This window comes from Rhizobium halophilum (genome assembly GCF_021648825.1).
GTDB classification, from domain to species: Bacteria; Pseudomonadota; Alphaproteobacteria; order Rhizobiales; family Rhizobiaceae; genus Neorhizobium; species Neorhizobium halophilum.
This window is the reverse complement of sequence record NZ_JAKJHS010000006.1, coordinates 215,444-239,806: the sequence shown is the minus strand read 5'-3', so window position 1 is coordinate 239,806 and position 24,363 is coordinate 215,444. Positions and strand designations below refer to the sequence as shown.

At 62.6% G+C, this 24,363-nt stretch carries 23 protein-coding genes and 1 tRNA gene; 14 read left to right on the top strand and 10 right to left on the bottom strand.

What is annotated here, in order from left to right; all coding sequences use genetic code 11:
- Positions 1-15: 15 nt before the first annotated feature.
- Complete coding sequence (locus LXM96_RS13805) at positions 16-1,023, bottom strand: asparaginase (RefSeq protein ID WP_239999135.1); 1,008 nt, start codon at positions 1,021-1,023, stop codon at positions 16-18.
- A gap of 73 nt (positions 1,024-1,096) precedes the next feature.
- On the opposite strand from LXM96_RS13805, the gene LXM96_RS13800 reads away from it, so the two are divergent.
- On the top strand, positions 1,097-1,834 hold the full coding sequence (locus tag LXM96_RS13800) for a DUF3750 domain-containing protein (protein WP_239999134.1): 738 nt from the start codon (positions 1,097-1,099) through the stop codon (positions 1,832-1,834).
- A gap of 70 nt (positions 1,835-1,904) precedes the next feature.
- Here LXM96_RS13800 and LXM96_RS13795 read toward each other — a convergent pair whose 3' ends face one another.
- From LXM96_RS13795 to LXM96_RS13785, 3 genes are all read right to left on the bottom strand, one after another.
- Positions 1,905-2,051 carry a DUF1127 domain-containing protein gene (locus tag LXM96_RS13795; protein ID WP_239999133.1) on the bottom strand — a complete coding sequence of 49 codons (147 nt, stop codon included), beginning with the start codon at positions 2,049-2,051 and terminating at the stop codon, positions 1,905-1,907.
- A 491-nt stretch (positions 2,052-2,542) separates the two neighbouring features.
- Entirely contained in the window at positions 2,543-3,544 is a 1,002-nt protein-coding gene (locus LXM96_RS13790) for an NAD(P)H-quinone oxidoreductase (RefSeq protein WP_239999132.1), read from the bottom strand.
- A 78-nt stretch (positions 3,545-3,622) separates the two neighbouring features.
- Positions 3,623-5,428: a bifunctional diguanylate cyclase/phosphodiesterase gene (locus LXM96_RS13785; protein WP_239999131.1), complete on the bottom strand. Its 1,806-nt coding sequence runs from the start codon at positions 5,426-5,428 to the stop codon at positions 3,623-3,625.
- Between the two features lie 321 nt (positions 5,429-5,749).
- On the opposite strand from LXM96_RS13785, the gene betI reads away from it, so the two are divergent.
- Genes betI through betA form a run of 3 tightly spaced genes read left to right on the top strand, consistent with a single transcriptional unit; the run spans position 5,750 to position 9,517 of the window.
- Complete coding sequence (gene betI, locus LXM96_RS13775; protein WP_239999130.1) at positions 5,750-6,388, top strand: transcriptional regulator BetI; 639 nt, start codon at positions 5,750-5,752, stop codon at positions 6,386-6,388.
- A 2-nt stretch (positions 6,389-6,390) separates the two neighbouring features.
- On the top strand, positions 6,391-7,854 hold the full coding sequence (betB, locus tag LXM96_RS13770; RefSeq protein WP_239999129.1) for a betaine-aldehyde dehydrogenase: 1,464 nt from the start codon (positions 6,391-6,393) through the stop codon (positions 7,852-7,854).
- Between the two features lie 10 nt (positions 7,855-7,864).
- The gene (gene betA, locus LXM96_RS13765) at positions 7,865-9,517 is read left to right on the top strand and encodes a choline dehydrogenase (protein WP_239999128.1); all 1,653 of its coding nucleotides are present in this window, start codon (positions 7,865-7,867) and stop codon (positions 9,515-9,517) included.
- 166 nt (positions 9,518-9,683) lie between these two features.
- Here betA and LXM96_RS13760 read toward each other — a convergent pair whose 3' ends face one another.
- Together LXM96_RS13760 and LXM96_RS13755 are read right to left on the bottom strand one after the other, a co-directional pair.
- Positions 9,684-10,157 (bottom strand): DUF6644 family protein, encoded by a 474-nt coding sequence (locus tag LXM96_RS13760; protein WP_239999160.1) that lies wholly within the window; start codon positions 10,155-10,157, stop codon positions 9,684-9,686.
- Positions 10,158-10,166: 9 nt separating this feature from the next.
- Positions 10,167-10,550, bottom strand: coding sequence for a DUF6152 family protein (locus tag LXM96_RS13755; protein ID WP_239999127.1), 384 nt, complete (start codon positions 10,548-10,550; stop codon positions 10,167-10,169).
- 222 nt (positions 10,551-10,772) lie between these two features.
- Here LXM96_RS13755 and LXM96_RS13750 point away from each other — a divergent pair, with 222 nt between their 5' ends.
- The gene (locus tag LXM96_RS13750) at positions 10,773-11,801 is read left to right on the top strand and encodes a LacI family DNA-binding transcriptional regulator (protein ID WP_239999126.1); all 1,029 of its coding nucleotides are present in this window, start codon (positions 10,773-10,775) and stop codon (positions 11,799-11,801) included.
- 3 nt (positions 11,802-11,804) lie between these two features.
- On the opposite strand, the gene cysN is transcribed toward LXM96_RS13750, so the two are convergent.
- From cysN to LXM96_RS13735, 3 genes are read right to left on the bottom strand one after another with little or no spacing between them, the layout of a single operon-like run.
- Positions 11,805-13,292, bottom strand: a complete 1,488-nt coding sequence (cysN, locus tag LXM96_RS13745) for a sulfate adenylyltransferase subunit CysN (protein ID WP_239999125.1) — start codon at positions 13,290-13,292, stop codon at positions 11,805-11,807.
- 1 nt (position 13,293) lies between these two features.
- Positions 13,294-14,247, bottom strand: a complete 954-nt coding sequence (gene cysD, locus LXM96_RS13740; protein WP_239999124.1) for a sulfate adenylyltransferase subunit CysD — start codon at positions 14,245-14,247, stop codon at positions 13,294-13,296.
- A gap of 39 nt (positions 14,248-14,286) precedes the next feature.
- A complete protein-coding gene (locus LXM96_RS13735; protein WP_394801960.1) occupies positions 14,287-15,048 on the bottom strand; it encodes a phosphoadenylyl-sulfate reductase in 762 nt (253 codons plus the stop codon).
- 225 nt (positions 15,049-15,273) lie between these two features.
- Here LXM96_RS13735 and LXM96_RS13730 point away from each other — a divergent pair, with 225 nt between their 5' ends.
- From LXM96_RS13730 to arsK, 8 genes are all read left to right on the top strand, one after another.
- Complete coding sequence (locus LXM96_RS13730; RefSeq protein WP_239999123.1) at positions 15,274-15,591, top strand: hypothetical protein; 318 nt, start codon at positions 15,274-15,276, stop codon at positions 15,589-15,591.
- Between the two features lie 398 nt (positions 15,592-15,989).
- The gene (gene phnC, locus LXM96_RS13725) at positions 15,990-16,838 is read left to right on the top strand and encodes a phosphonate ABC transporter ATP-binding protein (protein WP_239999122.1); all 849 of its coding nucleotides are present in this window, start codon (positions 15,990-15,992) and stop codon (positions 16,836-16,838) included.
- Positions 16,839-16,922: 84 nt separating this feature from the next.
- Positions 16,923-17,831, top strand: coding sequence for a phosphonate ABC transporter substrate-binding protein (gene phnD, locus LXM96_RS13720; RefSeq protein ID WP_239999121.1), 909 nt, complete (start codon positions 16,923-16,925; stop codon positions 17,829-17,831).
- A 78-nt stretch (positions 17,832-17,909) separates the two neighbouring features.
- Positions 17,910-18,869, top strand: coding sequence for a phosphonate ABC transporter, permease protein PhnE (gene phnE, locus LXM96_RS13715; protein WP_239999120.1), 960 nt, complete (start codon positions 17,910-17,912; stop codon positions 18,867-18,869).
- An 11-nt stretch (positions 18,870-18,880) separates the two neighbouring features.
- Complete coding sequence (gene phnE / locus LXM96_RS13710; protein WP_239999119.1) at positions 18,881-20,386, top strand: phosphonate ABC transporter, permease protein PhnE; 1,506 nt, start codon at positions 18,881-18,883, stop codon at positions 20,384-20,386.
- Between the two features lie 88 nt (positions 20,387-20,474).
- Positions 20,475-20,807, top strand: a complete 333-nt coding sequence (locus tag LXM96_RS13705) for an ArsR/SmtB family transcription factor (protein ID WP_239999118.1) — start codon at positions 20,475-20,477, stop codon at positions 20,805-20,807.
- Between the two features lie 55 nt (positions 20,808-20,862).
- The gene (locus LXM96_RS13700; protein WP_239999117.1) at positions 20,863-22,281 is read left to right on the top strand and encodes an NAD(P)-binding domain-containing protein; all 1,419 of its coding nucleotides are present in this window, start codon (positions 20,863-20,865) and stop codon (positions 22,279-22,281) included.
- Positions 22,278-23,495, top strand: a complete 1,218-nt coding sequence (arsK, locus tag LXM96_RS13695) for an arsenite efflux MFS transporter ArsK (RefSeq protein WP_239999116.1) — start codon at positions 22,278-22,280, stop codon at positions 23,493-23,495. Before LXM96_RS13700 ends, arsK begins: the two co-directional genes overlap by 4 nt.
- 187 nt (positions 23,496-23,682) lie before the next feature.
- Here the strand turns inward: arsK and LXM96_RS13690 are convergent.
- Positions 23,683-23,759: transfer RNA gene (locus tag LXM96_RS13690), tRNA-Pro, on the bottom strand.
- 226 nt (positions 23,760-23,985) lie between these two features.
- Here LXM96_RS13690 and LXM96_RS13685 point away from each other — a divergent pair.
- Positions 23,986-24,342 carry a hypothetical protein gene (locus LXM96_RS13685; RefSeq protein ID WP_239999115.1) on the top strand — a complete coding sequence of 119 codons (357 nt, stop codon included), beginning with the start codon at positions 23,986-23,988 and terminating at the stop codon, positions 24,340-24,342.
- Positions 24,343-24,363 lie beyond the last annotated feature (21 nt).

The window sequence follows — 24,363 nt, the reverse complement described above, 5'->3', positions numbered from 1 at the left end:
TGGCCGGCAGCCGGATCAGCCGAAGAGCGCGTCCGTCACGCGAACCCTGCCCACCTCGATGCCCTTCCAGTTCTTCAGCGAATGGTTTGCCATCGCCATCAGCTGGGCGTGGGTCTCGGCATCCTTCTCGATGTAGCGGGCGATGAGGGCGAAGATCATGGATTCGGCTGCGCGCGTCGTGCCGTCTTCGCATTTCACTGCCATCGCGACGCCATGCTCCGGCAGAGCAGCAACGAAGACGCCTTCGGCACCCGTCTTGGCGAAGATCTTGCCGGGCGCGACCTGCATCAGCTTGGTGCAGGCGCGGTTGGTACCGGCGACATAGAAGGGTTCTGCCATGCAGGCCTCCATCAGCCGCCGCGATGCCTTGGCCCGCAGCGGCTCCAGCCCCTGCCCCGTCACCATCTTGGCAAAACCGTGGGCAAGGCCGCGAAGGGGGATCGCATAGCTCGGGATCGAGCAGCCATCGATGCCGCAATTGTCATGGCCGAGCGTTGCGCCGGTCAGGCTTTCCATCGTGCCGCGGATATCGGCCTGCAGCGGATGGTCGTAATCGACATAACCTTCGACTTCGTAGCCCACATGCGCGCAGGTGCAGACGAAGCCGGAATGCTTGCCGGAGCAGTTGTTGTGCAGGGCGTTCGGCTTTTCCAGCGTGCGCGCCTGATGGATCAGCGTCTTCTGGTCGCTCGACCAGTGGGAGCCGCATTCTAGTGCGGAGGCATCGCGGCCGGCCCGCTCCAGCATGGAGGCGGCAAGTGCCACATGCTCGTCTTCCCCTGAATGCGAGGCGCAGGCGATGGCCAGTTCCTTTTCGCCAAAGCCGTAGGCGTCCGCTGCGCCGCTTTCCACCAGCGGCAGCGCCTGCATGGCCTTGCAGGCCGAGCGGGGGAAGACACCGGCATTCGGCTCGCCGAAGGAGAAAAGAGACTTGCCGTCGCCGTCAACGACGATCCCCATGCCGCGATGGCGGCTTTCGACGATGTTGCCACGGGTGACTTCGACGGTAACGGGGTTTTGCATTGGCCTGCCCTGGATTTGCTGACTTCAATCGCTCATAGCCGACCGGTACGTGACTTGCACAGGGTCTATTTGAATGAAATCGTTGAAGCGGCTGCTTCTGGTGATCTTCGTGGTCTATCTTCTGCCGACCTTCGCCTCGGCCGGATGGTGGGCAATCCAGGATCGGCCGGGGCGCTGGAGCGAGGCGCGCTGGTCGTCGGCGCATATCCTGCCACCGGCGAGCGAGAGCGAAGAGGCCGCCATCTACGTCTTCTCCGCCACTACCGGCGGCATGAAGGGTGCCGTTTCAAGCCATGCCTGGATCGTCACCAAGGAAAAAGGCGCCGAAAGCTACACGCGTTACGACAAGGTCGGCTGGGGCTCGCCCATCCGCCGCAATCACCGACCGGCGGATGCATATTGGTACTCCAATCCGCCGCAGCTGGTGACCGCTGTCACGGGCACGGCCGCCGAGATGCTCATTCCGAAGGTGGAAGGGGCGATTGCGGCCTATCCTTATGCGCAGCCGGGCGGCTACAAGATCTTCCCCGGCCCGAACTCCAACACCTTTGTGGCGCATGTTCTGCGGACGGTTCCAGAGCTGGGCGCCGTTCTGCCGCCCCATGCGGTGGGTCGGGATTATCTGCCCGCTGGGGAGTTCGTTCATCTGGATGCTGACGGTCAGGACCTGCATGTGACGGTGCGGGGACTGTTGGGCTTTTCCGCCGGTGTTCGCAGCGGGATCGAGGTTCATTTCCTCGGACTGGTGGCAGGGCTGGATCTCGCCGAGCCTGGGATCAAGGTGCCGGCGCTTGGGCGGATCGGCCTCTAGGAGAGGCGCTCCCGGAAATGCAAAACGCCCGCTTTTGGCGGGCGCTCACATGGACTAGGTTTCGACCAGCTTAGAAGCCGGCGGCCTGGCGGGCGACGCGATGGATATCGCCGCGTGCAATGCCAAGATCGCTCAGTTCGCGCGGGGTCATGCGGCCCAGCTCGTTGACAGTCTGACGGTACTTGCGCCAGTTGGTGAAAGTGCGTGCTACGTTCATGATAATCCCCCTTTCCGTGGGTTTTCGAAGCTTTGGCGGCCACTCACTGGCGCCTTCGTTCGCTTCGATGTCCCTTAGATAGGCAGAGGCGTTTCCGGTTAAAAGCGCCCAATAAACAGGCCACCCATGCGTGAGATGCATAGGGCGCGGGCGAGCCATACGATCAAAGGCGGAAACGAAAAAGGGCCGCACTCGGCGACCCTTCTCGTGAATTTGGTCCGTTCAACGAACCCGAACGCTTCAAGCGTCCGAAGGAAGATGTGTTCAGGCCGAGGGCTGCCCCGTCATGACCATCACCTTTCCAAAGTCCGAAACGCAGACCGAAATCTCACTCGACATTGGATCACCTTCCTTTCATTACGTTGACGATGATCAAAAGGTAGGTGTTCCGTACGAGGTATGCAAGGCACGTTCTGTGACAACTTCCGGACGTATGTGAATTGCAGTGTCATCCGGATCGCTTAGCATTCGCCAGCCAGCCCTCGATTCCCTTACCTCAGGTCGAGCACGATCTTCCCGATATGGCTGCTCGTCTCCATCAACCGGTGCGCCTCCACCACCTGATCGAACGGTAGGACCGAGTGGATGACCGGAGCCACGGCGCCGTTTGCCAGAAGCGGCCAGACCTGGTCGCGCAGTTCGTCGCGGATCGCCCGCTTCTCCTCCGCCGTGCGGGGGCGCATGGTCGAACCCGTCACCGTCAGCCGCTTGACCATGATCGGCGACAGGTTGACCTTTTCCGCCACGGCACCGCCGAGGAAGGCGATGATCGAAAGGCAGCCGTCCTTGGCGAGCGCGCTCAGGTTTCGGTCAAAATAGCTGGCGCCGATCATGTCGAGGATGACATCGACGCCTTTGCCCTGCGTTTCTGCCTTCACCACCTCGACGAAATCCTCCTCGCGATAGTTGATCGCGCGCTTGGCGCCGAGCTTCTGGCAGGCGTCGCATTTTTCTGCCGAACCGGCCGTGGTGTAGACGTCGGCGCCGAAGGCCCTGGCGAGCTGGATCGCTGTCGTGCCGATACCGCTCGATCCGCCATGGATCAGCACGCTCTCGCCTTCCGTCAGGCCCGCCATCTGGAAAAGGTTCGCCCAGACGGTGAAGAAGGTTTCCGGCAGAGCCGCAGCCTTCACGGCATCGTAACCTTCAGGGAACGGCAGCGTCTGTCCCTCCGGCAGGGCGCAGTACTCGGCATAGCCGCCGCCGTTCGCCAGGCCGCAGACCTTGTCGCCAATGGTGAAACCGCTCACACCCTCGCCCAAAGCCACGACCGTGCCGGCGACCTCGAGCCCCAGAATGGGACTCGCATCCTTCGGCGGCGGGTAACTGCCGCTGCGCTGCGCCACGTCCGGACGGTTGACGCCCGCCGCCTCCACCTCGACGATGATCTCCCCGGGGCGCGGCTGCGGTACCGGGCCTGTCGCCAATTGCATGACCTCCGGTCCGCCGAAGCTTTTCAGGTCAACGTGGCGCATCTGTTGGGGAAGTGGCATGACGGTCTCCTCGTGGTGACGGAGAAGGAGACTTAGGACGAGGCCTCGCCGCTGAAAAGATGAGGCACCGCCGCGGTGTCAATTTGTCCCGCCGAAGGTGGCGAAGACGAGACCGGATGCCGCCTCCTTGGCCTGCGCCTTCACCGCGGCAATGCTGCTTGCGATACGGTTGGCATCGTCGAGCAGCAGACCCTTGGGAAGCTCCATCACGCCGATCGAGCAGCGCAGCAGGGGAAAATCGCGCTCAAGGCCGTGGCGGTCGCGCCCCTTGATGCGGCCCGCTTCCCGCTCCTCGGGCGAATAGAGCGCGATCACGTCGTCATGGAAATCGCTCAGCAAGCGCTCGAGGATCTCAGTCAGCTCCTCGCAGGTCCAGTCATGCACGCCGATGAAGAAGTCGTCGCCGCCGACGTGGCCGAGGAAAAGATCGTCAGAGAAGAAATACCGGCGAAGGAGTGCAGCGAAGAGTGAAATTGCATGGTCGCCGACGTGGAACCCGTAATGATCGTTGAACGGCTTGAAGTGGTCGAAGTCGCAATAGCAGAAGAAGCGGGTGTCGTCCTCGTTGCGGCCGGCTTCCTGGATGAAGTCGCTGATCGCCCGGTTGCCCGGCAGCCCCGTCAACGGGTTCTGGTCCTGGGCGATCTTCAGCTGCTTCTCGCTGATCACCTTGACGAGGGATGCGGCGGAGACGACGCCCGCGTATCGCATGTTCTCCGTCAGGATGACGCAGGCGCTGTTGTCCATGCTGGCAAACAGGCTCATCAGTTCCTCCGCACCGGCATCCAGCCCGATGATTGGCGCCATGTCGACGAAATGCGAGATCGTCCGCTCATAGACCTTGTTCTTCAGGAGGTCTCGGCCGAAGGGCTGATAGATGTATTCCTTCAGGTGGTATTCGTTGATGACGCCGCGCGGCTCGCCATTGGCGTTGAGCACGGGAAAGAAAGCCTGGCGCGGGTTGCGGCGGAAGAGCTCGAAGACGGTGTCGATGCTCTGGTGCTCGTAGACCGTCGGCAGGTTCTCGATCTGCTTGCGGATGAGGATCTCGTCCAGCGACTGGCTGGAGCGGCGGACCCGGCCGATTTCGGCCAGATGCGGGAAGGCCGGCTGCAACTCGTTGAGGAAGGTGGTTGGCCGGGCAATCAGGTAGCCCTGCACGAGATCGACGCCGTATTCGCGGCAAGCCAGAAGCTCCGCCTCTGTCTCGATCCCCTCGGCAATGACACGGATGCCAAGCACATGGGCGATGTGAACGATGTTCTTCACCAGGTGGCGCTTGCGCGGGCTCTGGTCGATCTCCGCGATAAAGTGCCGGTCGATCTTGAGATAGTCGACCTGATAGTCGCAAAGGAGCTTCATCTCGCCGTGGCCGACGCCGAAATCATCGATCGCTAGCTTGAAGCCCGCCTTGCGCAGCTTGCCGACCAGAGCGGCAAATTCCGGCACGCTGGTGTTGTCGAAGCGCTCCGAAAGCTCGAAGCAGACGGATGACGGAGGAATGCCCGTCTTGCGCAGATGCTGGACGAGCCGCTCGATGATGTAGTCGCCGTCCTTGATCAGCCGGACGTCCAGATTGAGGAAAAGCGTGGCCGAAGCGAAGTCAGGGAGTGTGGAGAACTTGGCGAGCGAACGGCCGGCCATCATCTGCTCGAGCGCAAGAAGTTGCCCCGCCTCCGCCGCCTGATCGAGAAGCTCCAGGGGCGAGGAGAAGCCGATGCGATCGAAGCCGCGCATCAGCGTTTCGTAGCCGAACACCGTGCCTGTTGCGACTTCGACGATCGGCTGAAAGGCGCTTTCCAGAACCAGCTTTGAGAGGGTGAGGAGCTGGTCTCCAGCGTAACGCCTGAAAACGGCAGGCTCGATCAGGGAGGCCGAACTCATGACTTACTCCATACGCGCAAGGGCCCAGAACACGCGCGGAGCCTTGCCGGGAATCCTCAACAATCCCTTTCCCGAAGATGAAGATTATATGAAGTTTTGACGACCGTTGGCTGGCTGGCGCGTCAGCTGCGCGCCGCCATCGCGACGGCGATCATCGCCCAGCCTTGCAACGTGAGGTCCACTGCGAGGAAGAGGCCGTGAACCCGGAGACTGTTCACCGGCCAGCTGAACATCGCGCCAAGTCAACACGCCGCTCCCGCCCGCATTTTATTGATTGATCAGTCAATCAACTGTAGGCTTGCCGAAACCGGAGTTTCAGTGATGCCTCGTATCGGAATGGAGCCGCTGCGCCGTAAGGCGCTCGTCGAGGCGACGCTGCGCACGATCGGCCAGCAGGGATCGCTGGACGTGACGATGTCGGAGATTGCCCGCGAGGCTGGTGTTTCGCCGGCGCTTGCGCATCATTATTTCGGCAGCAAGCAGCAGTTGCTCGTCGCGACGATCCGCAGCCTGCTGGCGCGACTACGGACCGATGCCGTATCGGCCCTGGAGAATGTCGAGACGCCGCGGGAGCGGCTTTCGGCCATCATCCGGGTCTCCTTCCAGGCGGACCAGTTCGCGCCCGAGACGGTGGCTGCCTGGCTCGCCTTCTATGTCGAAGCGCAGCGCTCGGAAGAGGTGCGGCGTCTCCTCGTCATCTATGCCCGGCGGTTGCGCTCCAACCTGCTCGACAGCCTGGAGCGCCTCTGCCCGCCGGACGACGCTGCCCGCATCGCGGAGGGCGTCGCGGCGATGATTGACGGGCTCTACATCCGCCAGAGCCTGCGCTCGGCCCCGATCGGCAGTACCGCCTCCATGACCCTGACCGAAGACTATCTCGACCTGCAGCTTCGCCCGTTCCTGCGCCAGGATGCTCCGGGCACTCTTGCACCGAATTCAAGCCATCGCCGAGGAGAATGATCATGCGCGCCCAACCGAAAGCCAGCCACTTCATCGATGGCGAATACGTCGAGGATACAGCCGGCGCCGTGATCGAGAGCATCTATCCCGCGACCGGAGAGGTCATTGCCGAGCTATACGCAGCGACGCCCGCGATCGTGGAGCGGGCGGTGGCCTCCGCCAAACGGGCTCAGCGGGAATGGGCGGCGATGAGCCCCACCGCCCGTGGCCGCGTGCTAAAGCGGGCAGCCGAGATCATGCGCGAGCGCAATCGAGAGCTCTCCGAACTGGAAACGCTCGACACCGGAAAGCCGATCCAGGAGACGATCATCGCCGATCCCACCTCCGGGGCCGATAGCCTGGAGTTCTTCGGCGGCATTGCGGCTTCGGCGCTGAACGGGTCGCACATTCCTCTCGGCGGCGACTGGGCCTATACCAAGCGCGTGCCGCTCGGCGTCTGTGTCGGCATTGGGGCCTGGAATTATCCGCAGCAGATCTGCTGCTGGAAGGCTGCACCGGCGCTCGCCGCCGGAAACGCCATGGTGTTCAAGCCGTCGGAAAACACGCCGCTCGGAGCGCTGAAGATCGCCGAAATCCTGATCGAGGCGGGCCTGCCGAAGGGTGTGTTCAACGTCATCCAGGGCGACCGCGAGACCGGACCGCTGCTCGTCAACCATCCGGATGTTGCGAAGATCTCGCTTACCGGTTCCGTTCCCACCGGCCGCAAGGTGGCGGGCGCCGCGGCGGGCCAGATGAAGCACGTCACGATGGAGCTCGGCGGCAAGTCGCCGCTGATCGTCTTCGACGATGCCGACATCGACAGCGCCATCGGCGGAGCCATGCTCGGCAATTTCTATTCCACCGGGCAGGTCTGCTCCAACGGCACGCGCGTCTTCGTGCAGAAGCGGATCAAGGAGGCCTTCCTCGACCGCCTGAAGGCGCGGACGGAAAAGATCGTCATCGGCGACCCGCTTCGCGAGGAAACGCAGATGGGTCCGCTCGTGTCACGCGCACAGCACGAGAAGGTTCTGGACTATATCGAGAAGGGCAAGTCCGAGGGTGCGAGGCTCATTACCGGCGGCGGCATCCCCAACGATGTTTCCGGTGAGGGTTTCTACGTGCAGCCGACGGTGTTTGCCGACGTCACCGACGACATGACGATCGCGCGCGAGGAGATCTTCGGGCCGGTCATGTGCGTGCTCGACTTCGACGACGAGGCGGAGGTGGTCGCGCGCGCCAATGCCACGGAGTTCGGCCTGTCGGGCGGCGTCTTTACCGCTGACCTGACCCGCGCCCACCGCGTGGTGGACCAGTTGCAGGCGGGGACGCTCTGGATCAACACCTACAACCTTTGCCCGGTCGAGATCCCCTTCGGCGGCTCCAAGCAATCGGGCTTCGGCCGCGAAAACTCGGCATCCGCGCTGGAGCACTATACCGAACTGAAGACCGTCTACGTGGCCATGGGCCCGGTCGAATCGCCTTACTGAGGAGATCGGGATGACCAGCGCAGATTTCGTCATCATTGGTTCGGGTTCGGCGGGCTCTGCCATGGCCTACCGGCTATCGGAAGACGGCAAGCATTCAGTGATCGTCATAGAGGCGGGCGGCTCCGACATCGGCCCCTTTATCCAGATGCCGGCAGCACTTGCCTGGCCGATGAGCATGAAGCGCTACAACTGGGGCTATCTTTCGGAGCCCGAGCCAAACCTCAACAACCGCCGCATCACGGCCCCGCGTGGCAAGGTGCTAGGCGGCTCGTCCTCGATCAACGGGCTCGTCTACGTGCGCGGCCATTCGGAAGACTACAACCGCTGGGAGGAGCTCGGTGCGCGCGGCTGGGCCTATGCGGACGTGCTTCCCTACTTCAAGCGGATGGAGAATTCCCACGGCGGCGAGGACGGCTGGCGCGGCAAGGAGGGTCCGCTGCATGTTCGCCGCGGACCCCTCGTCAACCCGCTGTTCCACGCCTTCATCGAGGCCGGCAAGGAAGCGGGCTTCGAGCTGACGGACGACTATAACGGCTCGAAGCAGGAAGGCTTTGGCCTGATGGAGCAGACGATCCACATGGGTCGTCGCTGGTCTGCCGCGAACGCCTATCTGCGGCCGGCGCTGAAGCGGTCGAATGTGGAGCTGGTCTACGGATTGGCCCAGAAGATCGTGATCGAGAACGGCCGGGCCGTAGGCGTCGAGATCGAGCGCGGCGGACGGACTGAGGTGATCCGGGCAAACCGCGAGGTGATCGTTGCCGCCTCCTCCTTCAACTCGCCGAAGCTCCTGATGCATTCCGGCATCGGGCCTGCGGCGCATCTGCAGGAGATGGGAATCGAGGTGAAAGTCGACCGTCCTGGCGTCGGCGCAAACCTGCAGGACCATATGGAGTTCTACTTCCAGCAGGTCTCCAAGAAGCCCGTCTCGCTCTACTCCTGGCTGCCATGGTTCTGGCAGGGCGTGGCCGGCGCCCAGTGGCTGCTGACAAAGGGCGGGCTTGGTGCCTCCAACCAGTTCGAAGCCTGCGCCTTCATCCGCTCGGCCGCCGGCTTGAAGCAGCCGGACATACAGTATCACTTCCTGCCGGTCGCCATCTCCTACGACGGCAAGGCGGCCGCCCGAAGCCACGGCTTCCAGGTCCATGTGGGTTACAACCTTTCGAAATCGCGCGGCAGCGTGACGCTGCGTTCGCCGGACCCGAAGGCGGATCCGGTCATTCGGTTCAATTACATGAGCCATCCGGAAGACTGGGAGAAATTCCGCCACTGCGTGCGGCTGACCCGCGAGATCTTCAGCCAGAAGGCCTTCGATCCCTATCGCGGGCCGGAGATCCAGCCGGGCGAAGGTGTTCAGTCGGACGAGCAGATTGATGTCTTCCTGCGCGAGCACCTGGAAAGCGCCTATCACCCCTGCGGTACCTGCCGGATGGGCGACAGGGACGATCCCATGGCAGTGGTCGACCCGGAATGCCGGGTGATCGGGGTCGACGGGCTGCGCGTGGCAGATAGCTCGATCTTCCCGCACATCACCTATGGCAACCTGAACGGGCCTTCGATCATGACCGGTGAAAAGGCCGCCGACCACATTCTCGGCCGTCAGCCGCTGCCGCGCTCCAACCAGCAGCCTTGGGTCAATCCGCGGGCGGAAGTCAGCGATCGCTAGATCCCTTGAATTTAAGGGCCGGTGAAGGGACGCGGACGACAGCAAATGCCCCTGCAGCTCTCGATGCCTGCTCCGAAACGCGTGAGTGGAACTCCCCAGCCCAGCCCTGAACAAAAGCTGTTCGCGTCCCGCAAGTCGAAGAGGTTTGAGAGATTTTGTGCAGAGCCTAGAGAAACCCGATCCAGCGACCGGCAATAACGGCGCTTGTCCAAATCATAATGGACAATAACGCCGAAAGCCGAAGCTTCGTTGAGGCCCCTCCCCCCGCTCGAATGGTTCGCCAGCCTGTCCCTCGATGTACGGCCAGCGCGTGGGCCACACCAAGCGTTACGAGAGCGAGTTTCGTCAGGAACGCAGGGTTCTGTGCATATTCATGAGGCCGAACTGAGAAAAGACACGCGCCAGTAAAGATAGCCACTATGGCGCCGATGGCGGCCATGCGCGACAGGAACGGAGCAAGCGACTGGAGCGGAACTTCGGGAAACATGCCGAGCACGCGCAGGTCGAGAGACAGGATCGTGCCGAACAGGACGCCGATGGCCATGATATGCGCGGCATTCATCAGCAGATAGAGCGTCGGCGATAGGATCAGTGCCCGCGCGAGCAAGGTCTGGGATAGCGGCTCCAGCCATTCCACAATCGCCAAGCCTCAGTTCGTCTCGATCCGCTCCGGGTAAATGTCATAAGTCTTGTTGCCGACCGTGACCCGCACCGCCTTCATTCGCAGTTCCTCTGGATCTTTGGACCGGTTCCCGATCAGCGTGACGGCGTCGCCGACGTTTGCCACGCCCTCGACGAAACCGGAGCGCTGCGTCTTGCCGGGATTGCTAAGCTCGACGGTCCACACCCCATCCTCGGCCTGGACCTGCATGGACGGATGCGGCGGGGCGAAGGAGATTTCGGTGATGGTGCCGGTCAGTTCGATCTGCTCGGCCTCGGCCCAGGAAAACCCGTGATGAGCCGTCGCCGTGGTGGCTGCAAGGGTGCCGAGAGCCCCGGCGACAAGCAGTTTCGGCAGGAGCGTTCGCAACATGTTCAACCTCTCTTCTTGGACTGCATCAACAGATGTGGACCTGTCGGCAAAACGCCAGAGTGTTCACCGGGAAGTGAAGCCGTGCCAGTGCTGGCATCGAACGGCTGCCTTGAGCCGACGGCCCCAATACTTGCCGAACACCCAAAGAGCCTTAGTTGATAGTGATGGACGAGCGATGGGGGAGCAACGCGTTCGTTGTGTCGCGGCTCGTGGGGAGAGACTATGCCGCATCGTCGTTCCAGGACGGAAAGAGTAACGCTGACGGACGTGGCGGAGAGCCTTGGCGTCAGCCCTATCACCGTATCCCGCGCCCTGCGGGAGCCGGAAAAGGTGTCGGAGGCACTACGCGAGCGGGTACTCGCCCGCGTAGAGGAAATGGGCTATGTGCCCGACCTCGCGGCGCGGGCACTCGCGAGCCGCCACAGCGGCGTGATCGGCGTGCTTGCCCCAGCGCTCACCAGCCACGCGCATCTTGGCATCATGCGAGGGATCGAGGAGCGCGTGAGGACCTCCGACCTGCGCATTCAGTATGCGAGCTCGCGCTATGACCCGGAGGAGGAAAGCAGGCAGTTGCGCGTGTTCCTCTCGCAGCATCCGGCTGGCATTCTGCTTTCGGGCCTGCAGGAACGGGATGGGACGCTGGAACTGCTGGCAAAAGCGCCCTGCCCGGTGGTGCAGATCGTCGATCTTCACCTGACGCGAAGCGGAATGGCCATCGGCATCAACCACTGTGACGCCGCGGCGGCGGCCGTCCGGCATCTCGTCTCCTGCGGCTATCGCCGGATCGGTCTTATCGGCGGTACGCGTGACGTGCGGTCGGAGCGCAGGCAGGAGGGCTATTGCCTTGCCATGCAGGAGGCCGGGCTTGCCGATGCGGCGCTTATTGCTTCGGAAGATGCGCCCACAAGCGTGCAACTTGGCTGCATGCTCGTCCAGCGCCTGAGGGAGCAGGCGCCGGATCTTGATTGCGTCTTCTGCCAGAACGATGACCTGGCGCTCGGCGTCCTGTTCGAGGCGCAGCGCATGGGGCTTTGCGTGCCCGACTTCGGAATCTGCGGCTATAACGATCTTGGCTTCGCCCGCTATAGCCAGCCCGCCCTCACCACCCTTCGGGTGCCGAGGTTCGAGATGGGCTACCGGGCAATCGACTTGCTCATCCGGGTGCTCAATGGTGAAAAGCCCCCGACGGAACCCATCGAGCTAGGCTTCGAGCTTATCGAACGGGGGACAACGCGTCCTGCCCCAACTTGAGCCTCAGATATCGCTCGCCGCGTTGGAAAAGAGATCGGCCGCCTGAGCGGAGGTCATCCGTCGCACCTCGGCCTCGTCACGTCGGTTGGCAAAGAGTTCGCTTGCCATGATCTGGTCCGCCAGATCGGCCGGCAGGGACAGCACCACACGCTCGCCTTCGTATCGGATCCCGATGCCGCCGCTGCGCTTGTTCGTGATCATGCCGCCCGCCACGGTGTTGTGCGTGTCAGGGTCGATCAGGATGAAGGCGCCGGTTGAGCGGTTCTGGTCGTATGGATCGAAGATGGCCTGTTCGTCGAAGCTGAGCTGGACCTTGCCGATCGCATTCATCGCCAGACGGTCCGCGTGGGCGCGCCATGAGCCCGTGGACAGCTCCAACTGCGACGTCGGCTTGATCGACACTCGCTGGCGGCGGCTCCCGCTCTTCAGCCAGTAGCGCTTGCCGGGCTCTATGCCCTCCGGCTGAAGGGCCACGATCTGTGCCTCGAACTCGAGACCTGTCATCGGCTGCGCGTCGAGCGAGACGATCATGTCGCCGCGCGAAACGTCGACCTGGCGGTCGAGAACGAGCGTGATAGCGTCCCCGGCAACGGCGGCATTGCGGACGAGGTCGAAGGTGACGATCTGCTTGACGTTGGCAACCATGCCGGACGGCAGGATGGCGACGGAATCGCCGGGCTTGACCGAACCGCCGGCAACGGTGCCCTGGTAGCCACGGAAGCTTTCGCCCGGACGCGAGACGCGCTGCACCGGCAACCGGAAGCCGCCAGACTGGGCAGAGCGCACGGTTGCCAGTTCCAGTGTCTCCACCAGGGTCGGACCGTCGTACCAGGGCATGACCGCTTCAGCGGAATAGACAACGTTCTCGCCCTTGAGCGCCGACATCGGAATCGCTGTGATCTGGCGGACGCCGAGCGACAGCGCCAGTTCCTTAAAGTCGTGGGAAATCCTGTCGAAGACGTCGCGGTCGTAGCCGACAAGGTCAAACTTGTTGACCGCGAGCACGAACTGCCGGATGCCCATCAGCGAAGCAATGGTCGCATGCCGGCGGGTCTGCTCCAGCAGGCCCGCACGGGCATCCACCAGGAGCACGGCCAGATCCGCCGTCGAGGCGCCGGTCGCCATGTTACGGGTGTATTGCTCATGGCCGGGGGTATCGGCGACAATGAAGGAACGGCGTTCCGTTGCAAAGTAGCGATAGGCGACGTCGATGGTAATACCCTGCTCACGCTCGGCCTGCAGGCCGTCGAGCAGAAGCGCGAAGTCCGGCAGCCCCAGATCGTTCTGCTGACCCGAATCCCGCTGCAGCGTCGCAGCCTGATCTTCCTTGACAGCCTTCGTATCCCAAAGCAGTCGACCGATTAGGGTGGACTTACCGTCATCAACCGAGCCGCAGGTGATCAGCCGCAGCGGGCGGCTGTCGCGCGTGACCGGCAGGGTGTCGGCCGCGGGATGAACGGCGGCCGTGGTGGCGGTGGCGGATGCGGTCATCTCAGAAATATCCTTCGCGTTTCTTCTTTTCCATCGATCCGGACTGGTCGCGGTCGATGGCGCGTCCCTGGCGTTCGGAGACAGTGGCAATCTCGAGTTCGGCAATGACCTCCTCCAGCGTCGTCGCCGTGGAGCGGATGCCACCGGTCAGCGGCCAGCAGCCGAGCGTACGGAAGCGCAGCATGCCCTCCTGGACCTGCTCACCCGGAAGCGGCTCGAAGCGCGGATCCTCCGCCCACATCAGCATGCCGTCACGCTCCACATACTTGCGCTTCTTGGCGTAGTAGAGCGGCGGCAGCGGGATGTTTTCAGCCTGGATGTAGCGCCAGATGTCGACCTCGGTCCAGTTGGACAGCGGGAAGGCGCGCACGCTTTCGCCCTTGCGGACCATGCCGTTGTAGACGTTCCAGAGCTCGGGACGCTGGTTGCGTGGATCCCATTTGTGATCGGGCGTGCGGAAGGAATAGATGCGCTCCTTGGCACGCGAAGCCTCCTCGTCGCGCCGCGCGCCACCGAAGGCTGCGTCATACTTGCCGGCGTCCAGCGCCTGGCGAAGCGCCTCGGTCTTCATCACGTCGGTATGGTAGGCGGAGCCGTGGATGATCGGCGAGATGCCTTCAGCTGCACCGCGCGGGTTGGTGTAGACGATCAGGTCGAGCTCGAAGCGGCGCGCCATCTCATCGCGAAACGCGATCATCTCCGGGAATTTCCATCCGGTATCGATGTGGAGCAGCGGGAACGGGATGCGCCCAGGATGGAAGGCCTTGCGCGCCAGATGCAGCAGGACAGAGGAGTCCTTGCCGATCGAATAGAGCATCACTGGGCGCTCGAATTCAGCAGCCACCTCCCGGAAGATGTGGATCGCTTCGTTCTCCAGCGCTTTCAGATGCGGATCGAGCGGCGGCTTACGGGATGAAGCAGGCTTGGGGTCTGCGGCGTGAAGGGTATCGGACATACAAACATTCTCCGGGGCGAACAGCGGGCTCGCCGGGGTTCAAAGGGAACTGGAGTTCGGCAAGGAAGCGGCGGCCTCCGGCACATGCAGACCGCACTCTCGCTTCTCGTCGTTTTCCCACCACCAGCGGCCGGCGCGCTCCGACTCCCCGGGCTTTATGGCGCGGGTGCAGGGCTCACAGCCGATCGACGGATAACCGCGCTTGTGCAAGGGGTTGATCGGCACGGCATGCTCATCGACATACGCGTTGATCTCATCCAGCGACCAGTCCGCAAGGGGGTTGACCTTGAGAAGACCGCGCTCCGCATCATACTCGACGAAGGGGGTGCTTGCGCGGGTACCGGATTGGCTGCGGCGCAGTCCGGTAACCCAAACCGTCGCTCCTTCGAGCGCACGGGCAAGCGGCTTAAGCTTACGGACATGACAGCAGGCGTGACGAGCCTCCACACTCTCATAGAAGCCGTTGAGACCATACCGCGCCACATAGGCATCAATGTCAGCTTGATCAGGATGACAGCGACGAATGGACAGGCCGAAGCGGTCCTCAGTCTCGTCGATGAGAGCAAGCGTCTCGGGAAACAGGCGGCCGGTCTCCAAGGTCGTGACCTTGATGTCCAGGCGCTCCATCCCGATCGCGGCCGCGACGACCTGGTCCTCGATGCCAAGACTGGTTGTAAAAACGGCTCGCCCCAGTTCGCTGGACAGCGCCAACCGCCCCGGAAGGTCAAGCGTTCCGAAGCGCGCATCGAGCGTCACGGCGATTTCGGCCAGACGAGGGCCAGAGGCATCCTGCATCGTCATGAGGTTCTTCCATGTTCTTTCGCTGATTATGAACGTTCGGCTCCGGCGAGAACAGAAACAGCGGTTTCATGACATGGCGATGATGAGCAAATCTCTCCCCAAAGTTTCCATCCCGGAGCAAAGCTGGGGCGGCCCGCGACGCGAACCGGGGCCATCACCCCGCGGCCGATGGTGATCGGCCACCGCCTCCCAGGGGCCGCTCACTACGCGGCGAGAGGCGCCAGGATGCGGCAGAAATACCTCACCTTCAGCTTCTACGACATTCTTGTGACGCAATGGGGAACAAAACGTGGTGCGCCGAATTCGACACCTGTCCCCCTCGATATGGAGAGCAACATGGCAATGTCGGCGCATATCCACGTCAAACCCGAGGATCACATCCTGACACTCCAGGAAGCGATCGAGCCGGTCTACAATCGCCTGGCGCTGGAATGCGAGGCAAGGATTGTCGATGCTGCCGTGAAGGCTGGCTGGTCGGCCGACGAAGCAGTGGCCGCAATCGAGGATCTACGCAAGCGGGACGTTCTCGAAAGCAGACACTGAGCGATGGTTGCGATTGCTGCTTAGGCCGTAGAGGCAAGGAAAGCACTTCGAAGCCTTTGGCTCTCATCACCCGCTGCGCCACGCGTGCGGCCACACGGACAGGGAGAGCGCTTTTGGCAGCTGAATGGCCCATGTTCATTCTGCAATCCATTGCCGTATTCGGCCTCGTCGGAGTGCTTTTTATTCGCGCCTGAGCACATGGGCTCCACCCGGTGAACGTATGGCTTCGCCGGGGTGTGCACGCGCCTCCAGGTCGTCTAGATGGGTTTTGATGCCTGCTCCCGGAACCGGTGCACAACATAAGGCACCGGGCGATCTTCATGAATCCTACATCATCCTGACATGGGACCTTCATGAACCGTCGCTAGTGACCCCTCAGCTAAAACAGGGGACACAGGATGCGACTGACGAACCTCACTCGGGTCTTTGGGCAGCGGACGGCAGTCGATGCCGTCACCTTGGACATCCCGCAAGGCCAGATGGTCGGTGTTATCGGCCGATCGGGAGCCGGCAAGTCCACCCTGCTGCGCATGATCAACAGGCTGACCGACGCATCGTCGGGAACCATCCATTTCGAGGATCTTGAAGTCTCTGGCCTGCGCGGCAGCGAGTTGCGCCGCTGGCAGCGCGATTGTGCGATGATCTTCCAGCAGTTCAACCTCGTTCCGCGCCTTGACGTTCTGACGAACGTTTTGCTCGGCAGGCTCAACCATCGCTCCACAGCGATGAGCCTGCTCAACGTCTTTACCCGCGAAGAACGCATCATGGCCATCGCCGCGCTGGAACGGCTGGGTATCGAGCAGACGGCCCTGCAGCGCGCGGGAACATTGTCTGGAGGACAGCAGCAGCGTGTGGCGATCGCGCGGGCGTTGATGCAGGCACCGAAGATGGTGCTGGCGGACGAGCCGATCGCCTCCCTCGACCCGCTGAATGCGAAGATCGTCATGGATGCCCTGCGTGACATCAACGAGCGCGAAGGCATCACCGTGATCACCAATCTCCACACGCTGGACACGGCCCGCTCCTATTGCGAGCGCATCATCGGCATGGCTGCCGGTCGTGTCGTCTTCGATGGCACGCCTGCGGAACTGACAGCGGACGCCGTTCACGCCATCTACGGCTCCGATCGTGACGGCGCCGGCATCGACGAAACGATGACTTCCACAAGCATCAACATTCCGGCGGCTTCAGAGAAGGCCGCACGCCAATCTGCCGGCATCGGCGCCCTGGCCGCAGCCAGCGCCTGATCCCGCACGATCGATCGTAACGCCCGCGTCAAGGGCACCTCATGCAACAACAGTCCGGGGGACCGGACGAACAGGAGAGACCTCATGCTGAAGAAAACTCTGCTCGCTACCGCGGCTCTCGTCGCTCTCGCCGGCAACGTCATGGCCGAGGACCTAAAGGAATTCCGCATCGGCATCCTCGGCGGCGAAAACGAAGCCGACCGCCTGCGCAACTTCCAGTGCATGACCGAAAAACTGCCGTCCGTTCTCGGCGTTGAAAAGGTCTCGCTGTTCCCGGCTGCCGACTACGACGGCGTCATCCAGGGCCTCCTCGGCGGCACGCTCGATTACGCCGAACTCGGGGCCTCCGGCTATGCCAAGGTCTACCTGGAAGATCCGCAAGCTGTAGAGCCGATCTTGACGACCGTTCAGACCGACGGCTCGATGGGCTACCACTCGATCATGGTTGCCCGCAAGGATTCCGGCATGACCAAGGTCACCGACATCAAGGGCAAGAAGCTGGGCTATGCTGACCCGGACTCCACTTCTGGTTACCTCATTCCGGTCGTCACCCTTCCCGAAGCCCTCGGCGGCACCCCGGTCAAGGAATTTGTCGCTGAAACCGGCTTCGGTGGCGGTCACGAAAACCTCGTTCTCGAAGTCGTGAAGGGCACGTTCGACGCTGGCACCACCTGGGGCTCGGGCGTCGGCGACTTCAAGGACGGCTACTCTTCCGGCAACCTTCGCAAGATGGTCGACAAGGGCGTCCTCAACATGGATGACCTGGTCGAACTCTGGAAGTCGCCGCTGATCCCGAACGGACCGGTCGTCGTTCGCGCTTCGATGAATGACGACATGAAGGCAAAGTTCAAGGCGTTCATGATGGAACTTCCAAAGAGCGACCCGGCCTGCTTCTCCGCCATCCAGGGCGGCGACTTCACCGGCTTCTCTGAAGTTGACGTCGACTTCTACAAGCCGATCATCGACGCCCGCAAGGCAACCATCGGCGGCTGATCCGCCGATCTATCAAGGCCGCTGAACTGCGCGTTCGGCGGCCTTTTCTTCAGCCGCAGCTTCATCAGGGTAGCCCGAATGCCGACGTCCGTCATCAAGCCGACACTCAGTGAAAGTGGAGCCCTTGTCGAGCGCCATTGGCAGCAGTTAGCCAGTCAACGCCGCTTTTACACGTTCGTCTCCGGTGCTCTCCTGCTGCTGGTCGTGTCGGGCTCGCTGTGGTTTGCGAACGAAACCAACGCTGGGAAGTTCTTCGACCGCCTGCCGTACTTCTTCGACTTCGTCGGCCAGTTGATCCCCAGGGACGGCATGGAAGTCTGGCGTGCGCTTTTCGACCTCCCCTCCCCCTATGACGACGGCAGCCTGAAATACAACTATCCCGAAGGGCGGCTGTACCTAACAGAGAACTTTTATCTGCCGGAATACGTCCATCAGATGCTGGTGACCCTGAACATCGCCATTGCCGCCACGGGCATCGGCTTGATCTTCGGTTTTATGCTCTCCTTCCTCGCGGCGAAGAACATGACGCCGAACCCCTGGGTTCGAGGCCCGGTTCGCCGCCTGATGGAACTGCTTCGCGCCTTCCCCGAAGTCGTCATAGCGGGTTTCTTTCTGGCCATTTTCTCGCTCGGACCAATTCCGGCACTGATCGCTGTCTCCATCCACACGATCGGCGCGCTGGGCAAAATGTTCTTCGAGGTGATCGAGAACGCCGACATGAAGCCGGACGAAGGTCTGAAGGCCGTCGGTGCTAACTGGCTGGAGCGCTCCTGGTTCGGCATGGTGCCGCAGGTCATGCCGAACTTCATGAGCTACTTCCTGCTGCGTCTGGAGATTAACGTGCGCGCCTCCACCATTATCGGTGCGGTCGGCGGCGGCGGTATCGGCGAGCTACTGCGCCTTTCCATCGGCCAAGGGCACGAAGCCAAGACCCTGGCGATCGTCCTTCTCCTGCTCCTGACCATCATCGCCGTAGACCAGTTCTCTGCATGGCTGCGGCGCAGGCTGGTCGGCGACCAGGCGTTCCAAGCTATCTAAGCGAGGCTGTCATGACCATTCTCAACGCCGCCGAAATGGACGCCCTGGCAGCCCGGCATCTGGACCTCCTCCACCGCTCCACCTGGCAGCGCTTCCGCATCCCGATCATCGCCACCGCCGTCCTGCTCTATTTCATGTTCGCCTGGTGGTTCTTTGCTGTGGGCAAGGTTGTCGGCGGCGCGAACTGGAGCCTTGCCGGCAACTACCTCGCCGACTGGGTGTCCTACGAGATCCGCCCGGACATCGAGATTGCCACCGACGGATCGATGCAGATCGCGTATCCAAGATTTGATCCGATCGGCCCGAACCCGAACCCCGCGTGGCTGGACGCAAAGCGGGAGACGGTGACCCGTACCATTGAGATCCCGGCGACCTCCTCGCCCAGCGTCCCGAGGCCGCCAAGTTCCAGCTTCAGTTTCATGGCACCAGCACCGACACAGCAGGACGCCACGGCAGAAAGCGCCCCGACGAGCGAGACGCGCACGGAGGAAGTGGTCACCGAAGCCGTGGTCGAGATGGGGCCTTCCCGGATCATAGACATTCAGCCGGATCGCGTTACCCTCAGCCGCGGCAGCGAAACCGTGACCCTCACCCTGGATCGGAATGCCGACCAGGTGCTGGCCGAGGGTGAACTGCCTGAGTGGGTGGCGCAGCGGTCGGTCGGTGGCCGGATCACCGCCTATTTCGGCTTTTCCGGCTGGGCTGACATCAGCGCCGACCGGGTGCGTATCCGCAAGCGCTTCCTTGGCTGGGAGAACTTCTTCTTCGACACCAACTCGGCCTTCTTCGGCAAGGGCTTCGGCGAGGTGGCTTCGCTGATCGTCGGCGGCGAAAGGATCGATCCGACGCAAAGCAATCTGTCGCTGGCCTGGAACGACATCCTCTACAACCCGTCCTGGCAGCATCTCGACGTCTGGACGAAGCTCCTGCAGACCATCGTCATGGCCTTCATCGGCACCTTGTTTGCAATGATCGTCGCCTTCCCCCTTTCCTTCATTGCCGCTCGTAACATCTTCCGCAACCGGCCGGCGAACCAGCTGACCAAGCGCCTGTTCGATTTCCTACGCTCCGTGGACATGCTGATCTGGGCGCTGTTCTTCACGCGGGCCTTCGGCCCTGGACCACTGGCCGGGATCTCCGCCATCTTCTTCACGGACACGGGAACGCTCGGCAAGCTCTATGCCGAGGCGCTGGAGAACATCGACGACAAGCAGCGCGAGGGCGTCCGTTCCGTGGGCGCGCCGCCGGTGACCGTGCAGCGTTATGGTGTGGTCCCCCAGGTCATGCCGGTCTTCGCGTCCCAGGCCCTTTACTTTTGGGAATCGAACACCCGGTCCGCCACCATCATCGGCGCGGTTGGCGCCGGTGGAATCGGTCTGAAGCTTTGGGAGGCGATGAGGACCAATTCCGACTGGGAAAACGTCGCCTACATGGTGCTGCTCATCCTGCTTGTGGTCTTCCTGTTCGATGGGATCTCCAATGCGCTGCGGTCTCGCCTGATCGGGCGGGATCGATAGAGCGGCTCGCAATCCGACTCGCAGCCATTATTTCGAATTCTGTCGAAATAGCGTTGACAGAGACACCACTGCAGAGTTAGCTATTTCCATGAACCTCGAAATAGCTGCATCTCAGATGGAATCTCTCGGCAACCCGACCCGTCTCCGAATCTACCGGATGCTGGTGCGGGCCGGTATCGATGGCCTTCCGGTGGGGGGGCTTCAGCAAAGGCTGGAAATTCCGGCTTCCACCCTCTCGCACCACTGCAAGAAATTGCTGGACGCGAACCTGATCACCCAGGAGCGCAACGGCACGACGCTCATCTGCCGCGCCAACTACCGGGCAATGTCCAACCTCATCGGCTATCTGGCCGACGAATGTTGTGCCGACGGTCGCTGTGAGGACACGCCAACTCGTGCTTCGGAGGCCGCAGATACGTAACCGCCTTGGCATGACTTTTATTTCCAATTTTCTAATAATATGGAAGGAAAATGGCATGGAGCAGAATTCAGAACTTCCGGTCGGCGTAATCGGCGCAGGCCCTGTCGGACTGGCCGCGGCTGCGCATCTCATTGCCCGTGGCATCCGCCCCATGATCCTGGAGAAGGGTCCTTCGGCGGGGTCCTCGCTGCGGGATTGGAGCCATGTTCGGGTGTTCTCACCTTGGCGCTACATCATCGACTCCTCCGCCGCCGCCCTCCTGTCGGCAGCAGGATGGAAGGAGCCGGACATGGAGGCCCTCCCCACCGGCGATGAGATCATCACCCGTTATCTCAAGCCCCTTGCCGGCGTGCCGCAGATTTCCGTCAACACCGTCTACGGCGCAACAGTCACGTCTGTTACGCGTCAAGGCTTGGACAAGCTGTCCGATGGGGGGCGCGGCCAGGCGCCCTTCGTCATCCGGTTCGAGGATGCGGATGGAAACGAGCGGAGGATCACCGCTCGTGCGGTCCTTGATGCATCCGGCACGTGGGACAGCCCGAACCCGCTCGGGATCGACGGTCTGCCGGTCCCTTGCGAGCGTCAGCTGACTGACAAGATTACCTATGGCATCCCCGATGTCAGCGGACGCAACAGAGCCGACTATGCCGGCGCCACGGTACTGGTGGTCGGGAGCGGCCATTCGGCGATCAATGCCGTGGTTGGCCTGATGGAGGTTCAGGAACATGCGCCGCAAACACGGGTTCTTTGGGGTCTTCGGCGAAATCGGATGGAGCGTCTCCTGGGCGGCGGTCTTAACGACCAGTTACCAGCCCGCGGAAATCTCGGGCTGGCGGCTTCCCGCGCGATTGAAAGCGGGCGCGTACAGCTTCTGGCGCCGCTTGCGATTCAGTCCCTCCGACGTTCCGGCGATCGTGTGGAGGTCGAGGCACTGCAGGACGGCGTGCCGGTGCGCGTGACGGTGGACAGGATCATCGTGACCACCGGTTCCCGGCCAAACCTCGACATACTGCGGGAGCTCCGGCTGGACCTTGATCCTGCCGTGGAGGCTCCTCGCCTGCTGGCGCCGATGATCGACCCAAATGTTCATTCCTGCGGCACCGTTCCGCCGCACGGCGTCATGGAACTGATGCAACCGGAGCGCGGCTTCTTCATCGTCGGCTCGAAGTCCTATGGACGTGCGCCGACGTTCCTGATGGCAACCGGCTACGAACAGGTGCGGTCGGTCGCTGCGGAATTGGCCGGAGACGTGAAGGCTGCCCGTGAGGTCCATCTCGTTCTGCCCGAAACCGGCGTCTGCAGCGCGGGCAACGCCAGCGACCAGTCAGGCTCCTCGGCAGGATGCTGCGGGGGCCCGGCCCCAATCGAAGCCGAGGCCTGCTGCCAGGCTGATCTCGCGGCGAAGGCGGAAGGGAAAAGCGGCTGCGGCTGCGGGTCCACAGCCAAGGAACCCAGTCTGGAACCGGCCGAATGAGCGAAGACAAGGCGCCGGCGCTGCTGATCTGGGCGTTGGGGGCGACGCAGATCATTGGCTACGGCACACTCTACTACTCCTTCGGCGTGCTCGCTCCGGAAATCGCTGCGGATTTCGGTGTCTCCAAAGATCTGATCTTCGGACTCCTGTCCGGGGCGCTCTTGGCCGGCGGCGCCCTGGCGCCGCGCGCCGGCCGCTGGGCGGACGCAAAGGGCGCCGGCCGACTGCTGGCACCCGGCTCCGTCGCCGCCGCGATCGCGCTTGCGGCCGCCGCTCTCTCCACCAACATCTGGCTTTTCTCGGTTGCCCTTATCGCCATGGAGCTCGCATCAGCCTTTGTGCTTTATAGCACAGCCTTCGCGGCGATCGTTCAGGTCGGAGGCAGCAGTGCGCAGCGCAGCATTACCCACCTGACGCTGATTGCCGGATTCGCCTCCACCCTCTTCTGGCCTCTCACGTCGGGGCTGCAGGCGATGATGGACTGGCGGCTGATCTACGGATGCTTCGCCCTCCTGAACCTGATCGTCTGCCTCCCCGTTCATGTCTGGGTCGCGACATTGACCCGTCCTGGCCGCAAGTCCGGAGGCGAAACCGCGCCGGCTGCGATCGGAGGACGACCGCCGGCACCCAACGGGGTCTTCCTGGTCATGCTGGCCGGCTTTGCCCTCGAAGGATTCGTCCTGTCGGCGATCCTCGTGCACATGGTGCCCTTGATGGGGGCCATCGGCGCCGGCAGCCTCGGCCTTTTCGTCACAACGCTGTTTGGGCCTTCCCAGGTGGCTAGCCGCCTTCTCAACATGATCTTCGGGGGGCGATTGTCGCAGACGCTCCTGGCCACATTGTCTGCGGGCCTGCTGGTTGTCGCGGGTGGCGCCTTGCTTGCGACGGCACCTTGGGCGGCCGGTCTTGCCGCCTTCGCGATCCTGTTTGGCCTGGGATCGGGCCTGGCCAGCATCGTTGGCGGAACTCTGCCGCTGGAGCTCTTCGGTCGGACGGGCTACGGCGCGCGGCTTGGATGGATCACGGCGGCGCGACAGACCTCGTCCGCGCTCGCACCGTTTGTGTTCGCGATCATGCTGGAGCGTCTCTCGCCGGAACAGGCGGTCGTCTTTGCGATTGCGACTGCAACCGGCTCGTTCTTCTGCTTCGGCAGCATTGCCATCTGGAGGCTCCGCGAGCACAAACGACACGCCGTAGCAACCGCCGTCGCCTAGGACAGGGCGGTCACAGCACGGCCTCCTGGCACGACGGATCCGCCGGTAATTCAGCGGTGCCTCAACCTGAGGGAAAGAGGGCACAAAAGACTGGCAGATTTCGCCGCGCCAACCGCGCAAGCACAGCCAAAACAACCGCAGCCGATACCGGAAGTAGTTTAAAACAGGGCGACGGTATTGGATTGGCTGGTCGGAGTGGCAAGATTCGAACTTGCGACCCCCACGTCCCGAACGTGGTGCGCTACCAGACTGCGCTACACTCCGTGACCAGCGGCGCCTCTATAGACCAGAGGATGCGGTTCGGCAAGACGGAATCCCTTGTCTCTGACAGCGTTTTAGAGGGGGTGGCCGAGGCTCTGGGAAAGGCGTGGCATAAAAGCGGCGGTCAGCATTTTTTGCGGTACGCCGACTTCACCACCTGCGACGGCACCCGGGAATCTGCTAGGCGAAAGCAAGAGCCGAAGGCCTTCTCAAACAGGGTTTCAGAGACATGAACCTCCGCACCATTCAAGCGACTGCCACACTTGCCGTCGCCCTTTCCGCCTGCACCACCGCCGGCATGCCCGCAGACCCCATCGAGGCGCGCTGGGTGGGACAATCCGCCGGCATCTTCTTTGCCAGGTACAGCCCTCCCCTCAGCGATACGCCGGCAGGAGCAACTACGCTTTACAACTGGCGGGGTGGCTACCAGCGCATCAAGCTGCAGAACGGTCGCACCGCAAACGTAAGCTGCGCGGCACAACTGACGGTCGACGAGAACTACGTCATCCGCAAGATCCGCATCACTGCCGACCGGCAGGGCGCCAATGGCCCGAGCTATTGCGAGGAACTTCTGGCGGGACGCTAATCCAGCGCAGCCGCAGAGGCC

Coding starts and splice junctions, on each gene's coding strand:
- LXM96_RS13805 (WP_239999135.1), bottom strand. CDS start 1,023: ATGCAAAACCCCGTTACCGTCGAAGTCACCCGTGGCAACATCGTCGAA.
- LXM96_RS13800 (WP_239999134.1), top strand. CDS start 1,097: ATGAAATCGTTGAAGCGGCTGCTTCTGGTGATCTTCGTGGTCTATCTT.
- LXM96_RS13795 (WP_239999133.1), bottom strand. CDS start 2,051: ATGAACGTAGCACGCACTTTCACCAACTGGCGCAAGTACCGTCAGACT.
- LXM96_RS13790 (WP_239999132.1), bottom strand. CDS start 3,544: ATGCCACTTCCCCAACAGATGCGCCACGTTGACCTGAAAAGCTTCGGC.
- LXM96_RS13785 (WP_239999131.1), bottom strand. CDS start 5,428: ATGAGTTCGGCCTCCCTGATCGAGCCTGCCGTTTTCAGGCGTTACGCT.
- betI (WP_239999130.1), top strand. CDS start 5,750: ATGCCTCGTATCGGAATGGAGCCGCTGCGCCGTAAGGCGCTCGTCGAG.
- betB (WP_239999129.1), top strand. CDS start 6,391: ATGCGCGCCCAACCGAAAGCCAGCCACTTCATCGATGGCGAATACGTC.
- betA (WP_239999128.1), top strand. CDS start 7,865: ATGACCAGCGCAGATTTCGTCATCATTGGTTCGGGTTCGGCGGGCTCT.
- LXM96_RS13755 (WP_239999127.1), bottom strand. CDS start 10,550: ATGTTGCGAACGCTCCTGCCGAAACTGCTTGTCGCCGGGGCTCTCGGC.
- LXM96_RS13750 (WP_239999126.1), top strand. CDS start 10,773: ATGCCGCATCGTCGTTCCAGGACGGAAAGAGTAACGCTGACGGACGTG.
- cysN (WP_239999125.1), bottom strand. CDS start 13,292: ATGACCGCATCCGCCACCGCCACCACGGCCGCCGTTCATCCCGCGGCC.
- cysD (WP_239999124.1), bottom strand. CDS start 14,247: ATGTCCGATACCCTTCACGCCGCAGACCCCAAGCCTGCTTCATCCCGT.
- LXM96_RS13735 (WP_394801960.1), bottom strand. CDS start 15,048: ATGACGATGCAGGATGCCTCTGGCCCTCGTCTGGCCGAAATCGCCGTG.
- LXM96_RS13730 (WP_239999123.1), top strand. CDS start 15,274: ATGCGGCAGAAATACCTCACCTTCAGCTTCTACGACATTCTTGTGACG.
- phnC (WP_239999122.1), top strand. CDS start 15,990: ATGCGACTGACGAACCTCACTCGGGTCTTTGGGCAGCGGACGGCAGTC.
- phnD (WP_239999121.1), top strand. CDS start 16,923: ATGCTGAAGAAAACTCTGCTCGCTACCGCGGCTCTCGTCGCTCTCGCC.
- phnE (WP_239999120.1), top strand. CDS start 17,910: ATGCCGACGTCCGTCATCAAGCCGACACTCAGTGAAAGTGGAGCCCTT.
- phnE (WP_239999119.1), top strand. CDS start 18,881: ATGACCATTCTCAACGCCGCCGAAATGGACGCCCTGGCAGCCCGGCAT.
- LXM96_RS13705 (WP_239999118.1), top strand. CDS start 20,475: ATGAACCTCGAAATAGCTGCATCTCAGATGGAATCTCTCGGCAACCCG.
- LXM96_RS13700 (WP_239999117.1), top strand. CDS start 20,863: ATGGAGCAGAATTCAGAACTTCCGGTCGGCGTAATCGGCGCAGGCCCT.
- arsK (WP_239999116.1), top strand. CDS start 22,278: ATGAGCGAAGACAAGGCGCCGGCGCTGCTGATCTGGGCGTTGGGGGCG.
- LXM96_RS13685 (WP_239999115.1), top strand. CDS start 23,986: ATGAACCTCCGCACCATTCAAGCGACTGCCACACTTGCCGTCGCCCTT.